We start from the raw sequence: 15,443 nt of genomic DNA, 5'->3' as shown, positions 1-15,443 counted from the left end.
GGCCCCGATCCATGACCGACAGCCCCGAAACGCTGAAAAACGGCCTGACCTACGCCGATGCGGGCGTGGATATCGACGCCGGCGAACAGCTGGTGGACGCCATCAAGCCTCTGGCGAAGTCGACTCGCCGCCCCGGAGCCGAGGCTTCGCTGGGGGGATTCGGCGCCCTGTTCGACCTCAAGGCCGCCGGATTCGAGGATCCGCTGATCGTCGCCACCACCGACGGCGTCGGCACCAAGCTGAAGATCGCCATCGAAACCGGCCGTCATGACGGCGTCGGCGTCGATCTGGTCGCCATGTGCGTCAACGACCTTCTGGCCCAGGGCGCCGAGCCCCTGCTGTTCCTCGACTACTACGCCACCGGCAAGCTCGAGATCGACGCCGCCCGCCGCGTGGTCGCCGGCATCGCCGAGGGCTGCCGCCAGGCCGGCTGCGCCCTCGTCGGCGGCGAGACGGCCGAAATGCCGGGCATGTACGCCGGCGGCGACTACGATCTCGCCGGTTTCTCGCTCGGCGCCGTCGAGCGCGGCCACGCCCTGCCTTATCTGGACCGCCAGAACGCCGGCGACGTCATCATCGGCCTGGCCTCGTCCGGCCCGCACTCCAACGGCTATTCCCTGATCCGCAAGGTGGTCGAGAAGTCCGGCCTGTCGTGGGGCGACGACGCCCCCTTCGCCAGGGACCGGTCCCTGGCCCAGGCCCTGATGGAGCCTACCAAGATCTACATCAAGCCGGTCCTGCCGCTGATGAAGGCCGGTCTGGTCAAGGGCGCGGCCCACATCACCGGCGGCGGCCTGATCGAGAACCCGCCGCGCTGCATCGCCGAGGGCCTGAGCGCCGAGTTCGACTGGGACGCCTGGCCCGTGCCGCCCGTCTTCCAGTGGCTGGGCGAGGTCGGCGGCGTCTCCGACCACGAACTGCGCCGCACCTTCAACTGCGGCGTCGGCTTCATCCTCATCGTCGCGCCGGAGAACGTCGAGACGGTGCTGGAAGGCCTGCTGGAGGCCGGAGAGACGGCCTTCGTCTGCGGCCAACTGGTCTAAAGACAAACCCCGTCATCCTCGGGCTTGTCCCGAGGACCTATGGCTGGGCAGACTCGGACCGCTCCGGCGAGAGCCGCGCGGTGGACACATGGGTCCTCGGGACAAGCCCGAGGATGACGGATCTAAGGATGGCGCTGATGCGAATTGCTTCTCTTACCGCTCCCGCCCTCGCCGCCTTGCTGGCCGCCTTGCCCGCGACATCCCACGCCCAGACCTCAGTCGCGGTCGAACAGCCGCTGCTGCATGAGATCGCGGGTCAGATCCAGCCCGAGCGGATGCGCGCCGACATCACCAGCCTGGTCGGCTTCGGCACGAGACACACCCTTTCAGACACCGTCTCCGAGACGCGCGGCATCGGCGCGGCTCGCCGCTGGACCGAGCGCCAGTTCCGGGCGATGAGCGCCGACTGCGGCGGCTGCCTCGAGATCGCCCTGCCCGCCGACACCGTCACCGGCCGCCGCGTGCCGACGCCCACCGAGGTCGTTGACGTCCTGGCCATCCAGCGCGGGACCGGCGATCCGAACCGCGTCATCGTCATCTCCGGCCATATCGACAGCCGCGTCACCGACGTCATGAACTTCACCGCCGACGCTCCCGGCGCCAATGACGACGCCTCGGGCGTCGCCGCCGTGCTGGAAGCCGCCCGGGTCCTGTCGAAGCAGAAGTTCGAGGCGACCCTCGTCTATGCCGTCCTGTCCGGCGAGGAACAGGGGCTGCTGGGCGGCAAGATCCTGGCCGACTACGCCAAGGCGCAGGGCTGGACCGTCGAGGCCAATCTGAACAACGACATCGTCGGCAACTCCCAGGGGATGTCCGGCGTGCGCGACACCACGCGGATCCGTGTCTTCTCCGAAGGCACCAAGACGGTCGAGACGCCGGAACAGGCCGCCACCCGTCGCTACAACGGCGGCGAGCTGGACAGCTCCTCGCGCAACCTCGCCCGGTTCGTGGACTCGATCGCCGACCGCTACCTGACCAATTTCGATGTCGAGATGATCTATCGCACCGACCGCTTCGGACGTGGCGGCGATCAGGTCGAGATGCTCAAGGCCGGCTTCCCCGCCGTCCGCATCACCGAGGGCGCGGAGAATTATAACCACCAGCACCAGGACCTGCGCACCGAGAACGGCATCGTCTATGGCGACACCATCGACGGCGTCGACTTCGCATATCTGGGTCAGGTGGCGCGGCTGAACATCGTGACCATGGCCGCCCTGGCCAAGGCCCCGACCGTCCCGACCGGCGTCGCCATCTCCGGCAATGTCTCGCCCGACACCACGGTCAAATGGACCGCCGTCCCGGGCGCGGCTGGCTATCGTGTCTGGTGGCGCACCACCACCGCCCCGCAATGGACCAACAGCCGCTGGGCTGGTTCGGCGAGCGAACTGGTGCTCAAGGACATCCCGATCGACGATTATTTCTTCGGCGTCTCGGCGGTCTCGGCCGATGGCTATGAGAGCCCGGTGGTCTTCCCAGGTCCGGCCGGCGCCTTCGTCTCCGAAACGCCCCCGGCGGCGCCTGCGTCCTGATGCCTGACGCTCCGAACGGCCGGGTGAAGGTCGGGATACTGATCTCCGGCGCCGGGTCGAACATGGCGGCCCTGATCGACGCCTCACGCGCCGAAGACTGCCCCTATGAGATCGCCCTGGTCGTCTCCAACAAGCCGGACGCGGGCGGTCTCCATGTCGCCCAGGCCAAGGGGATTTCGACCGACGTCGTCGATCACCGCGACTTCGGCAAGGACCGCGAGGCCCACGAACGCGTCGTCAACGCCGTCCTCATGGCCGAGGGCGTCAAGGTCGTGGCCCTGGCCGGCTATATGCGCATCCTGACGCCCTGGCTGGTGGCGCGCTGGGCGGGGCGGATGCTGAACGTCCACCCGTCGCTCCTGCCCCTCTATCCGGGGCTCGACACCCACGCCCGGGCGATCGAGGCCGGCGACGCAGAGGCGGGCTGCACCCTGCACATCGTCACCGACGGCGTCGACGAGGGCCCCATCCTCGGTCAGGCCCGGGTGCCGATCGTCGCGGGCGACACGCCCCACAGTCTCGCCGAACGCGTCCATGTCGCGGAGCATCAGCTTTATCCGCGGGTGCTCGCCGACTTCTGCCGCGATCTGCAACAGGCTGAGCGACATTAGATTTTTGTAATGCTGGCGATTCCGCCGCGACAAAACGTCTCGCCGGGACCAGTCTCCGCCCCAGATTTCCAAATGGGGCTCCCATGAAACGACACGCTTCACTCCTGGCCACGGCGGCCCTCGCCCTGACCCTGTCCGCGCCCGCCTTCGCCCAGACGGCCCCGACGGCCGGCCACGCCGTCATCGGGACCTGGGGCTTCGATCCGGCGACGATGGACACCTCGGTCAAGCCCGGGAACGACTTCAACCGCTACGCCTCGGGCGGCTGGCTCGACGCCACCACCATCCCGGCCGACCGTCCGTCGTGGAGCCCCTGGGACGTGATCTATGATCAAAGCCAGGAACAGCTGAAGGCGATCATCGAGAACAGCGCCGCCCATCCCGAGAGCTCGCCTGAAGCCCAGCGCATCGGCGACTTCTACGCCAGCTATATGGACGAGGCCCGCGTCAACGCCCTCGGCGCCAAACCGCTGGACGCCGGCCTGGCTGTCATCCGCGCCGCCCACGACCGCACCGACATCGCCCGCATCATGGGCAAGAGCTTCGGCGGCGCGGGCAAGAGCCTGTTCGCCCTTCAGGTTTTCGAGGACCTGAAGGACCCGAACACCAACAGCGCCTATATCGCCCAGGACGGCCTCGGCCTGCCTGACCGCGACTATTATCTGGAAGCCTCCTTCGCCGAGAAGAAGACCGCCTATCAGGCCTATGTCGCCCAGATGCTGGGCAAGATCGGCTGGGCCAACCCCGAGCAAGCCGCCGCGAACATCGTCGCCTTCGAGACCAAGGTCGCCGAGAAGTCCTGGACCAAGGTCGAGTCCCGTCAGATGGACAAGATCTACAACCCCATGACCCTGTCCGAAGTCGCCGCCTATGCGCCCGGCTTCGACTGGGCGGCCTGGGCGGAGGCGGCGAACCTGCCGGCCGCAGCCCACACCGTGGTCAATGAGAAGACGGCCCTGCCCGAAATCGCCGCCATCTTCGGCGCGACCGACCTCGACACCCTCAAGGCCTATGCCGCCTTCCACTTCACCGATCAGGCCGCGGGCGTGCTGTCGCAGGACTTCGTCGACGCCAGCTTCGCCTTCCACGGCACGGTCCTGAACGGCGTGGCCCAGAACCGTCCGCGCTGGAACCGCGCAGTCCGCACCGTCAACGGCTCGCTCGGCGAGGCGCTCGGCAAGGAATACGTCCGCCTGCATTTCCCCGCCTCGTCCAAGACGGCGATGGAGGCCCTGGTCCAGAACCTGCTGGCCGCCATGACCGAGCGTCTCAAGCGACTGGACTGGATGAGCCCCGAAACCAAGGAGCAGGCGCTCTACAAGATCGCCCACTTCGGGGTGAAGGTCGGCTATCCCGACGAATGGCGCAGCTATGACGGGCTGGAAATCCGCAAGGACGACCTGTTCGGCAACACCGAGCGCGCCGCCGCCTTCGAATGGGCCTTCCAGCTGTCCAACACGACCAAGCCGGTGAACCCCAGGGAATGGGGCATGACGCCTCAGACCCTGAACGCCTACTACAACCCGCCGCGCAACGAGATCGTCTTCCCGGCCGCCATCCTCCAAGCGCCCTTCTTCGATCCGAACGCCGACATGGCCGTCAACTACGGCGGCATCGGCGCGGTCATCGGCCATGAGATCACCCACGGCTTCGACGACCAGGGCCGCAAGGTCGATGGCGACGGCGTGCTGCGGGACTGGTGGACCGCCGAGGACGCCGCCAAGTTCGAGGCCCAGGCCAGGATTTTCGGCGCCGAATACGACGCCACCTTCCCCCTCCCGGGCATGCATGTGAACGGCGACCTGACCATGGGTGAAAACATCGCCGATTTCGGCGGCCTGCTGATGGCGCTCGACGCCTATCACCTGTCGCTGAACGGCAAGCCCGCACCGGTGATCAACGGCTTGACCGGCGACCAGCGCCTGTTCCTCGGCTGGGCCCAGGTCTGGCGCGAGAAGGCCCGCGAGGCCGCCCTGCAGCAGCAACTGGCGACCGACCCCCACTCGCCCGCCGAAGTCCGCGCCACCGTGCCGATCCGCAACATCCAGGCTTGGTATGACGCCTTCGGGGTCAAGCCCGGCGACGAGAAGTACATCGCCCCGGCCGACCGGGCGGTGATCTGGTAAGGCTCAAACAGGCCTACCGGCCGATAGCCCAACAAAAAAGCGGCCCCGGGATCCTTCCCGGGGCCGCTTCCATGCGTACGCCTGATTTAGTTGGGGCGACGGGGCGTGGTGGCCGCGCCCACGGCCGCGCCGGCGACGGCGCCACCCACGGTGGCGGTGGTGTTGCCGCCCAGAACCTGACCGGCGACGGCGCCGCCCAGGGCGCCCGTGGCGGCGCGTTGTTCCATGGTCGAACCACAGGCGGCCAGCAGGCCGACGACAGCGACGACGGGGGTGAGTTTGAGAAGGGTCTTCATTGTTAAATCTCCTGAACGTCTCGGGGGAACGACGTGTGGAGAACAAACGAAACGACCCCCGCCCGGTTCCCCGGACGAGGGTCGCAATGTCAGGTGTCGCTATCGTTCGCCGCGCGGCGGCTCACTGCATGAGCGACGTAAGATCCTGATTTAGCCGACGATCTGGTCGTCGGTGAAGAACTGGGCGATTTCGATGCCGGCGTTTTCCAGCGAGTCCGAACCGTGGACCGAGTTCTCGCCGATCGACAGGGCGAATTGCTTGCGGATGGTGCCTTCGGCGGCCTGTTCCGGGTTGGTCGCGCCCATGACTTCACGGTAGGCGGCGACGGCGTTCGGGCCTTCCAGCACCTGAACGACGACCGGCTCGGCGGTCATTTGCGACACCAGCTCGCCGTAGAACGGGCGTTCGGCGTGGACTTCGTAGAATTTCTTGGCCTGGGCCTCGGTCAGCTTGATGCGGCGTTGCGCGACGATGCGCAGGCCGGCGCCTTCGATCACGGCGTTGACGGCGCCGGTCAGGTTGCGGCGGGTCGCGTCGGGCTTGATGATCGAGAAGGTGCGTTCGGTCATGGTGAGACTTCTTGTTTGGGAGTTTCGGGTCGCGGGCTTATAGACGCGCCCTCAGTCATTTCCAAGGCGTCCCTGCCGCTTCCGGCCCCCTCCCCGAAAAGGGCCGTTCGCGTGTGTCCGGGGATGCCCAGCTCAAGTCCGTCCGAACCATGCTCCAGATCACCGACCTGACGTTCAGCGCCTGGGGCCGCAAATTCCTCGTCGACGCCTCCGTCAGCCTGCCGCCGGGCTCCAAGGTCGGCCTCGTGGGCCGCAACGGCATCGGCAAGTCGACCCTGTTCAAGCTGATCCTCGGCGAACTGGCCGGCAACGGCGACGAGATCAGCCTGCCCAGGACCGCGCGGATCGGCTCGGTCGATCAGGAGCACCCTGCGACCCCGGTCAGCGTCATCGACACCATCCTCGAGGCCGACGTCGAACGTCACACCCTGCTGGGTCGTCTGGAGACCGCCGAGCCCGAGGAGATGGGCGAGATCTGGGCCCGGCTGATCGAGATCGACGCCGACGCCGCCCCGGCCCGCGCCGCCGAAATCCTCGTCGGCCTCGGCTTCGATCAGGAAAACCAGCAGCGGCCGATGTCCGAATTCTCGGGCGGCTGGCGCATGCGCGTCGCCCTGGCCGCCGCCCTGTTCGCCGAGCCGGACATGCTGCTGCTCGACGAACCGACCAACTACCTCGACCTCGAAGGCGCCCTGTGGCTCGAGGCGCGGCTGAAGAAGTATCCGCACACCGCCCTGATCATCTCCCACGACCGCGAGATGCTGAACGAGGTCTGCACCCACATCCTGCACCTCGCGAACCACAATCTGACCCTCTACACGGGCAACTACGACCAGTTCGAAAAGGCCCGCGCCGAGAAGGCCCGTCTGCAGCTCTCGGCCAAGGCCAAGCAGGACGCCGAGCGCGCTCACCTCCAGGCCTTCGTCGACCGCTTCAAGGCCAAGGCGTCGAAAGCCGCCCAGGCCCAGTCGCGTATGAAGCGGCTGGAGAAGATGCAGCCGGTGGCCACCACCATCGAGGAGCGGGTCGCCCCCTTCACCCTGCCCTCGCCGCCGCGTCCGCTGGCCCCGCCGCTGATCCGGCTGGAGCGCGCCAACGTCGGCTATGAGGCCGGCAAGTCGATCCTGAAGAACCTCAACCTGCGCATGGATCTGGACGACCGCATCGGCCTGCTGGGCGTCAACGGCGCCGGCAAGTCGACCTTCGCCAAGATGATCGCGGGCGCCCTGAACGTGTCGGAGGGCGAACTGCACCGCGACCGCAAGATGAAGGTCGGTTGGTTCCACCAGCACCAGATCGAGGCCATGGACCCGACCGACACCCCGCTCGAAATCATCCGCCGGGCCATGCCGGATGCCTCGGAATCGAGCCGCCGTTCGCGCCTCGCCCAGTTCGGCCTCGGGTTCGAGAAGCAGGAAACCACCGTCGACAGCCTGTCCGGCGGTGAGCGCGCACGCCTGCTGCTCAACATGGTCGCCATGGACGCGCCCCACGTCCTGATCCTCGACGAACCGACCAACCACCTGGACATCGACAGCCGTCGCGCCCTCCTGGACGCGCTCAATGACTACAACGGCGCCGTCATCCTGATCACCCACGACCGCTCGCTGATGGAGATGGTCGCCGACCGGCTGTGGCTGGCCGCCGACGGCACGGTGAAGCCCTTCGAGGGCGACATGGACGACTATGCCAAATTCGTCCTTGACCGCGCCAGGGCGGCGATCGCCAAGCCCAGCCAGATCAAGAAGGAAGAGGCGGCCGCCGCCGCTGCGGCGCCGCAGGTCAATGCCGGCGGAAACAAGGGAAATAACAAGAAATCAGGCCCTTCACCCTCGACCCTGCGCCACGCTGTGAAGAAGGCCGAGGAGCGGATGAGCCAGCTGACCGCCGAGATCGCCCGCATCGACGACGACATGGCCAATGCCTCGGTCAACAATCCCAAGGCTCTGGAAGGCCTGTCCCGCGCGCGGGCGAAGACCCAGTCCGATCTCGACGCCGCCGAAGCCGCCTGGGTCGCCGCCGAGGAAGCCCTGGCTGAAGTCTCCTGATCTCCTCCCCGTGCGCAGCATGGGGAGGTGGCGCGTCGCCGCTTGGCGACGCGACGGAGGGGGCGACACGACTTCGCCGATGAACACCGAAAGCATCAGATCATGAAACCCGCCGAACCCATAGAATTCTCTAAGGAAGAGATGCGAGACATGGTTCGGCGGGTGCAGGCGTATTTCGAGACCGAGCTTGATCAGGAACTGGGCGCCCTGCCCGCCGAGATGCTGATCGCCTTCTTCGGCCGCGAGGTCGGCGCCTTCTTCTACAACCGCGGTCTCCGTGACGCCCAGGCGGTATTCACGGCGAAGGCCGAGGACGTCGCCGACCAGATCTACGGCCTGGAGCAGAAGACCGGCGGGCGCTAGAGCTTCGTCATTGCAAATCGTTCGCATCTAAGGCAATGCCGTTTCCGAACCGGAGACACCCCATGCGGACCCTGCGCAACGCCGCCCTCACCAGCTTCCTCATCGCCCTCACCGCCGGTCAGGCCTTCGCCCACGTCCCCTATGTCCGGCCGAATGTCATGGACGCCACCGGGCGCGATCACGTGACCGTCGAGGCCAGTTTCACCGAGGATGTCTTCGCCGCCGAGGTGGTGATGCGGTCCGACGCCTGGCACGTCGTCGGGCCGAATGGCGACACCCCGATCACCGCCGTTACCTATCTGCGCGATCTGGCCGTGTTCGAGGCCGCGACGCCCGTGGACGGCACCTACCGCATCTCCTCCGGCCCGCGCACCGGCCGTATGGGCCAGATGTACAAGGCCGCCGACGGCAGCTGGAAGATGGTCGGCGAGGAGGACGGCCCCGCCCCCGCCGGCGCCGAGATCGTGCCGGTCCAGAGCATCACCACCGCCGACGTCTATGTGACGAAGGGCCAGCCCAAGGCCGCCGCCATTGCGCCCTCGGGTCACGGGCTCGAGGTCGTGCCGGACGTCCAGCCGGGCGACATCGTCGCCGGCGAGGACGTGCCGCTGCGCATCCTGTTCGACGGCAAGCCGCTGGCGAACACGCCGCTGGTCGTCTATCGCGAGGCCGGCCTCTACGACGGCAAGAAGGTCGAGGCCGAGCTGACCAGCGACGCCGAGGGCAAGGTCACGGTCCGCGTCGGTGACCCCGGCGCATACATGACCCTGGTCCGCTACCGCGCCGAGGCCCCCGCAGACTCCGGCGTCCGCTTCCGCAGCTACAGCCACAGCCTGACCTTCGCGGCACAAGGCGGCTGATCCGGCCAGGTGAGCGCGTTCTCGCCTGATCAAGAGAATCGCCGAACGCTGACCTCCCAACTTCAAGGAGGCGTCATGGCGTTCCGGATCATCCCCCTCGCGGCCTTTCTCGCCGCCCTTCCCGCTCTGGCCTTCGCCGCCGAACCTCCGGAACGCTACGCCCTGAACCTGTCGGTGGTTCGCGATGGGGTCGAGGTGGTCGCCGCCCGCACCCTGATCGTCGAGGACGGCACGGCGGAGATCTCGATCTCCGACGGCGATCAGCGCTACGAGGTCAACGCCGAGCTGAGCCCGGTCCAGGGCGACGGCGACGACACGGTCCTGGCCCTCTACGCCAACATCAGCCACGCCGACGACCAGCCGCAGGAGCCGCGTCTTCTGATCCAGCGCGGCGAAACGGCTCGTTTCGAGACCGGTCGCGAGGACGCGTCGGGCGCCATGACCGACGGTCTGAAGCTGACCCTGACGCCGGTCGCCGCCGCGTCCCACTGACGCTGACCGGACGCTTGTCTTGACGGGACGGCGGGGGCGGTCGAGGGTTCGCCTCCCCCGGCTGTTCCGAGAATCCCTGCCTATGTCGCGTCTGCTCCTGTCCGCCTGCGCCGCCGCCCTGACCCTTGCCGCGGCTCCCGCGCTCAGCCAGACCTTTCCGACAACCGGAACCCCCATCATCGCTGACGCCAGCCAGGCGCCGCTGGCCCTGCCCCGCGCCCAGCCCGCGATCCCGGCGCCGGTCGATACACCCTACCCCGGCGTGATCCGCTACAAGGCCGACGTCACCGATCTGGAGCGCAAGATCGTCAATGTGACGGAGACCATCCCCGTCGCCGCCGGCCCCCTGACCCTGCTCTATCCGGAGTATCTGCCGGGCAACCACGCCGCGACCGGCCCCATCCAGCTGATCTCTGGCGTCACCGTCACCGGCGGGGGCAAGCGCATCGAATGGCTGCGCGACACGATCCAGCCCTATGCCTTCCACCTCGACATCCCCGAGGGCGTCACCGAGATCGAGGTCAGCTTCCAGTGGCTGACCCAGCCGGACAACGCCAACTGGCGCGTGACCATGACGCCGTCGATCGTGAACATGCAGTGGGAGAAGGCCCTGCTCTATCCGGCGGGCCACTATTCGCGCCGGATCACCTTCGCCCCCTCGATCCAGCTGCCCGCCGGCTGGGGCTATGGCACGGCGCTGGAGACCGAGAGCTTCGAGAACGGCCTTGCGACGTTCAAGCCGACCGACCTCTACACCCTGGTCGACAGCCCCATGTATGCGGGCGCCAACCATCGCCGCGTCGACATCGATCCGACCGGCGACGCCGTCCATATGGAGATCGTCGCCGACAAGGCCGCCAACCTGGCCATCACCGACGAGCAGATCGGCCTCTACCAGAACATGGTCACCCAGGCCGACCGGCTGTTCGGCGCACGCCACTTCGACCACTACGACGTCCTGATGGCCCTGTCGGACCAGCTGGGCGGCATCGGGCTGGAGCATCACCGCTCGTCCGAGAACACCGGCGGCCCGGGCTTCTTCACCGAATGGGACAAGAACGCCGGCGGCCGGGCCACCATCCCGCACGAGTTCACGCACTCCTGGAACGGCAAATTCATGCGGCCGGCCGACGAGCTGACCGCCAACTACAATGTCCCGACCCAGAACACCCTGCTGTGGGTCTATGAGGGCCAAACCGAGTACTGGGGCCACGTCCTCGCCGCCCGCTCGGGCATCCACACCGTCGAGGAAGAGAAGATCCTGCTGGCCGGGGTCGCCGCCTTCTACGAGAACCAGCCCGGCCGCGAGTGGCGCGCGCTCCAAGACACCGACAACCACAACCTGCTGGGCTATCGCGTGCCCGGCCAGTGGACGTCCTGGATGCGCGGCACCGGCGACTATTACCGAGAGAGCCAGCTGATGTGGCTGGACGCCGACACCCTGATCCGCGAGGGCACCGACAACAGGAAGTCGCTCGACGACTTCGCCAGGGCCTTCTTCGGCGTCGAGGACGGCCGCTACACCCCGCGCGGCTATACGTTCGAAGAGGTCGTCGCGGCCCTGAACGGCGTCTATGCCCACGACTGGGCGACCTTCCTGCGCGGCCGTCTGGACGCGGTCGGGCCGGACGCCAGGGCCCCGACCGACGGCATCACCCGCGCCGGCTATTTCCTGACCTACACGGACACCCTGACGGCGCTGGAGAAGAAGGTCATGTCCGGCTGGGCGACTGATTTCCAGTATTCGCTGGGCTTCACCCTGTCGGGGCCGACCAACCGCCTGTCCAACATCCGCTGGGGCAGCCCGGCCTTCAACGCGCCCCTGGGCGCCGGCTGGGACCTGATCGCGGTCAATGAGGTCGCGGCGACGCCCGAGGTGCTGCGCGACGCCGTGACGGCCGCAAAGACCTCCACCGACCCCATCGTCCTGCTGCTCAAGAACGGCAGCCGCTACCGCACCGTCAGCTTCGACTACCACGAGGGCCTGCGCTATCCGCGTCTGGCGCGGACCGAGGGCGCCCCCGACCGCCTGGCCGACATCTGGGCCCCCAGAAGGCGATAGAACAACGGCCCCGGGTCTCCCCGGGGCCGCCGCTCGCTAGGCCTTGAGCGCCGTCAGCAGCGCCTCTGCCGCCTCGTGTGAAGAGGCCGGGTTCTGCCCCGTGATCAGCTGGCCGTCGACCTGAACGAAGGACGCCCAGTCCGGGCCCTTGGCGTAAAGACCGCCATTGGCCTTCAGCATGTCCTCGACCAGGAACGGCACCACCTCGGTCAGGCCCACGGCCTCCTCCTCGGAGTTGGTGAAGCCCGCGACGGCGCGTCCCTTCACCAGCGGCTCGCCGTTCGCGGCCTTGACGTTCTTGAACACGCCCGGCGCGTGACAGACGGCGGCGACCGGCTTGTCGGCCCCGACGAAAGCCTCGATCAGGGCGATCGATTTTGCATCCTCGGCCAGATCCCAGAGCGGACCATGCCCGCCCGGATAGAAGACGGCGTCGAAGTCGGCGGCCTCGACACTGGCCAGGGTCACCGTATGGGCCAGAGCCTCCTGGGCCTCGGCGTCAGCCTTGAAGCGGCGCGTATCGTCCGTCTGGGCGTCCGCATCGTCGCTCTTCGGATCGAGCGGCGGCTGACCGCCCCTGGGTGAGGCCAGCACGATCTCCGCCCCGGCGTCCTTGAGCGCGTAATAGGGCGCCGCGAACTCCTCCAGCCAGAAGCCGGTCTTCTTTCCGGTGTCACCGAGTTCGTCGTGCGAGGTCAGAACCATCAGAATCTTCATGGAGGGCATCCTTCTTGTCTTGGAGGCGACAGATGGTGACCCGCCCCGCCTGACGCCACCCGCGCAAACGCAAACGGGCCCGGCGATTGCTCGCCGGGCCCGCTGAAGTCTGAGCCCTCCCGAAGGAGGGACCAAAGTCCGATCTTACTTGATCTGGATCTTGGCGCCGGCTTCTTCCAGCTTCTTCTTGATTTCGTCGGCGGTCTGCTTGGAGACGTTCTCGACGACGTTGGCCGGAGCAGCTTCGACCAGGTCCTTGGCTTCCTTCAGACCGAGGTCCGAACGCACGCCACGGACTTCCTTGATGACGTTGATCTTCTTGTCGCCACCGTCCAGCAGGACGACGGTGAACTCGGTTTGCTCTTCAGCAGCTTCGGCGGGGGCGGCGGCGCCACCACCGGCGGGCATGGCCATGGCGACCGGAGCGGCGGCGGAGACGCCCCACTTTTCTTCCAGCAGCTTGGACAGTTCGGCGGCTTCGAGGACGGTCAGCGAGGACAGGTCTTCGACGATCTTGGACAGGTCGGCCATTTCAGTATTTCCTTCGGAGGATTGGGTTGGTTTGGATTTTTGCAGAGATGGAAGCGGGGTCGCTTACGCGGCGTCCTTGGTGGCGTACGCGTTGAACACGCGGGCCAGTTGGGCAGCCGGAGCTTGCACGACGCCGGCGACCTTGGTCGCGGGAGCGTTGAGCAGGCCGAGCAGCGAAGCGCGGATCTGATCCAGCGACGGCAGCTTCGACAGGGTCGAAACGCCGTTGGCGTCCAGAACGGTCTCGCCCATGAAACCACCCAGGACGACGAACTTGTCGTTGCCCTTGGCGTAATCGGCGGTGACCTTGGCGGCGGTGACGGCGTCGGGGGCGTAGGCGATGCCCACCGGACCCTTGAACAGGCCGTGGTAGGCGGAGCCTTCCTCGACGTTCAGGGCCTTCAGCGCCAGGCGGTTCTTGACCACCTTGAACGCGCCGCCGGCAGTGCGCAGCTTGCCACGCAGGTCTTCCATTTCCGCAACGGTCAGACCCAGGTTGTGGGTCACGACCACGGCGCCGGCGTCAGCGAAAACGCCTTTCAGCGTTTCGATCGACTCGGCCTTTTGTGCGCGGTCCATTGCGGTCTCCAGTCTTGGTGTTGCCGCCCGGGCTTATTCCCGGACGACGTTTGGCCAAAGCGTTCCGCATCGCTGCGAGACGTTGTGGCCGGTCTTGTTGTCCGAAGGATGCGACTGAGGCCGTCATCCCGACAGGCGGGCCGACAGCAATCCAGATTTCGCGTCCCCATCTCCCCACGGCGTCAGAGGGCTCTCTGACAGTTACGGCATGGGTGGCCCCCACGCCCCGAAGTTCTCGGACAGGACCGCCGAAACCAGAGGTCTCGACGGAGAAGCGGCGCTCTTACAGGCGATGCGGTGAAAGATCAACCGCCCTCGCACACGAACTGGGCCGGCGCCTCACCTGAAATATTCGCGAAACAATCCGCATCCAAACGATAAGGCGGTGGCGGCAGCGCGACGTCATAGGACTGTAGAGTTTTGTCACGAGTGCGGGGGCGCTGGGGATGGCCGGAGATCTGGGGAGCCGACAGGCCGATTTGCTGCGTCAGGCCGGCGAGGCCCTGGCCCGGCTCGACGCCCCCGGAGCCATTCGCCTGCTGGACCAGGCCGACGCCATCGGCCCCACTCACAACGGCGTCCTGAACCGCTCGGTGGCCCTGCGGCTTCAAGGGGATTTCGTCGGCTCACTGGCCCTGATCGACCGCGCCCTGTCGATGGAGCCCTATGATTTCGTCGCCCTGCTGGCCAAGGGCGCCCTGCTGGAGAAGATCGGCCGCGGCAAGGCGGCGGCCGAGGTCTATCGCAACGCGCTCAAGATCGCACCGCCGCGCGACCGCTGCCCGCCGGCCGTCCTCAAACAGCTCGACTACGCCTCGGAGTTCGTCAGAACCCACGCCCAGGCCCTGCGCGACCATATGCTGGCCGAGGTCGCCGGCCTGCGCGGCGCCGTCGATCCCGAGACCCTGGACCGGTTCGACGAGGGGCTGGAGATCTACGCCGGCCTCAAGTCCGCGCCGAAGCAGGAGCCGATCCTGCTCAACTACCCCCGCCTGCCCGCCATCCCCTTCTATGACCGCACCCTCTTCCCCTGGCTGGGAGAGCTGGAGGGGGCGACGCAGATGATCCAGGACGAACTGACCGCCCTGGTCGAGACCGAGCTCGACCGGTTCGCCCCCTATATCCAGTACCCGCCCGAGGCGCCGGTGAACCAGTGGGGAGAGCTGAACCACTCCCTGAAATGGTCCTCCCTGTTCCTGTGGAAGGACGGAGCGAAGCAGGACGATATCTGCGACCGCTGTCCCGGGACCGCCGCCCTGCTGGACCGCCTGCCGATGGCGCATCAGGACGACTTCGCCCCGACCGCCGTCTTCTCGGCCCTGCAGCCGCACACCCATATCCCGCCGCACACGGGATCGGCCAATGTCCGGCTGCTGTGCCATCTGCCGCTGATCCTGCCCGGCCCGGCGCGCTTCCGCGTCGGCAACACCACCCGGGACTGGAAGATGGGTCAGGCCTGGGTCTTCGACGACACCATTGAGCACGAGGCCTGGAACGACGCCGACGCGCTGCGGGTCATCCTCATTTTCGACGTCTGGAACCCCTATCTGGCCGAGAGCGAGAAGGCCCTGATCACCGCCATGATGAAGGCCCAGCGGCGCTTCATGGCCAACTAG

15 protein-coding genes are annotated in these 15,443 nt (G+C 67.1%); 10 read left to right on the top strand and 5 right to left on the bottom strand.

Translation table 11 applies throughout. The annotated features are described in order from the left end of the window. Positions 1–11 precede the first annotated feature (11 nt). The 4 genes from purM (at position 12) to IFJ75_RS06070 (ending at position 5,309) form a co-directional block, all read left to right on the top strand. Entirely contained in the window at positions 12–1,043 is a 1,032-nt protein-coding gene (gene purM / locus IFJ75_RS06085; protein WP_207931724.1) for a phosphoribosylformylglycinamidine cyclo-ligase, read from the top strand. 137 nt (positions 1,044–1,180) lie between these two features. Beyond that, complete coding sequence (locus IFJ75_RS06080) at positions 1,181–2,572, top strand: M20/M25/M40 family metallo-hydrolase (RefSeq protein ID WP_207931723.1); 1,392 nt, start codon at positions 1,181–1,183, stop codon at positions 2,570–2,572. Continuing rightward, on the top strand, positions 2,572–3,183 hold the full coding sequence (purN, locus tag IFJ75_RS06075) for a phosphoribosylglycinamide formyltransferase (protein WP_207931722.1): 612 nt from the start codon (positions 2,572–2,574) through the stop codon (positions 3,181–3,183). Before IFJ75_RS06080 ends, purN begins: the two co-directional genes overlap by 1 nt. 83 nt (positions 3,184–3,266) lie before the next feature. Then, entirely contained in the window at positions 3,267–5,309 is a 2,043-nt protein-coding gene (locus IFJ75_RS06070; RefSeq protein WP_207931721.1) for a M13 family metallopeptidase, read from the top strand. 86 nt (positions 5,310–5,395) lie between these two features. Here the strand turns inward: IFJ75_RS06070 and IFJ75_RS06065 are convergent, their stop codons facing one another. Beyond that, the gene (locus IFJ75_RS06065; RefSeq protein ID WP_207931720.1) at positions 5,396–5,605 is read right to left on the bottom strand and encodes a hypothetical protein; all 210 of its coding nucleotides are present in this window, start codon (positions 5,603–5,605) and stop codon (positions 5,396–5,398) included. A gap of 150 nt (positions 5,606–5,755) precedes the next feature. Next, positions 5,756–6,175, bottom strand: a complete 420-nt coding sequence (ndk, locus tag IFJ75_RS06060) for a nucleoside-diphosphate kinase (RefSeq protein WP_207931719.1) — start codon at positions 6,173–6,175, stop codon at positions 5,756–5,758. A gap of 149 nt (positions 6,176–6,324) precedes the next feature. On the opposite strand from ndk, the gene IFJ75_RS06055 reads away from it, so the two are divergent. The 5 genes from IFJ75_RS06055 (at position 6,325) to IFJ75_RS06035 (ending at position 12,000) form a co-directional block, all read left to right on the top strand. Continuing rightward, positions 6,325–8,223, top strand: coding sequence for an ABC-F family ATP-binding cassette domain-containing protein (locus IFJ75_RS06055; protein ID WP_207931718.1), 1,899 nt, complete (start codon positions 6,325–6,327; stop codon positions 8,221–8,223). A gap of 102 nt (positions 8,224–8,325) precedes the next feature. Further along, the gene (locus IFJ75_RS06050) at positions 8,326–8,586 is read left to right on the top strand and encodes a DUF2164 domain-containing protein (protein ID WP_207931717.1); all 261 of its coding nucleotides are present in this window, start codon (positions 8,326–8,328) and stop codon (positions 8,584–8,586) included. Positions 8,587–8,648: 62 nt separating this feature from the next. Further along, entirely contained in the window at positions 8,649–9,446 is a 798-nt protein-coding gene (locus tag IFJ75_RS06045) for a DUF4198 domain-containing protein (RefSeq protein WP_207931716.1), read from the top strand. A 75-nt stretch (positions 9,447–9,521) separates the two neighbouring features. Beyond that, the gene (locus IFJ75_RS06040; protein ID WP_207931715.1) at positions 9,522–9,938 is read left to right on the top strand and encodes a hypothetical protein; all 417 of its coding nucleotides are present in this window, start codon (positions 9,522–9,524) and stop codon (positions 9,936–9,938) included. Between the two features lie 82 nt (positions 9,939–10,020). Further along, positions 10,021–12,000, top strand: a complete 1,980-nt coding sequence (locus IFJ75_RS06035; RefSeq protein WP_207931714.1) for a M61 family metallopeptidase — start codon at positions 10,021–10,023, stop codon at positions 11,998–12,000. 36 nt (positions 12,001–12,036) lie between these two features. On the opposite strand, the gene IFJ75_RS06030 is transcribed toward IFJ75_RS06035, so the two are convergent. From IFJ75_RS06030 to rplJ, 3 genes are all read right to left on the bottom strand, one after another. Next, complete coding sequence (locus IFJ75_RS06030) at positions 12,037–12,717, bottom strand: type 1 glutamine amidotransferase domain-containing protein (protein WP_207931713.1); 681 nt, start codon at positions 12,715–12,717, stop codon at positions 12,037–12,039. Positions 12,718–12,861: 144 nt separating this feature from the next. Then, positions 12,862–13,248, bottom strand: a complete 387-nt coding sequence (gene rplL, locus IFJ75_RS06025) for a 50S ribosomal protein L7/L12 (protein WP_207931712.1) — start codon at positions 13,246–13,248, stop codon at positions 12,862–12,864. Positions 13,249–13,311: 63 nt separating this feature from the next. Next, positions 13,312–13,827 carry a 50S ribosomal protein L10 gene (rplJ, locus tag IFJ75_RS06020; RefSeq protein ID WP_207931711.1) on the bottom strand — a complete coding sequence of 172 codons (516 nt, stop codon included), beginning with the start codon at positions 13,825–13,827 and terminating at the stop codon, positions 13,312–13,314. A gap of 446 nt (positions 13,828–14,273) precedes the next feature. Between rplJ and IFJ75_RS06015 the strand changes: the two genes are divergently transcribed. Then, positions 14,274–15,443, top strand: coding sequence for an aspartyl/asparaginyl beta-hydroxylase domain-containing protein (locus IFJ75_RS06015; protein ID WP_225897015.1), 1,170 nt, complete (start codon positions 14,274–14,276; stop codon positions 15,441–15,443).

The sequence above is a fragment of the Brevundimonas goettingensis genome, from assembly GCF_017487405.1.
In the GTDB taxonomy this organism is placed as follows: domain Bacteria; phylum Pseudomonadota; class Alphaproteobacteria; order Caulobacterales; family Caulobacteraceae; genus Brevundimonas; species Brevundimonas goettingensis.
The sequence above is the reverse complement of the archived record's forward strand: the minus strand, read 5'-3'. Positions and strand labels throughout refer to the sequence as shown.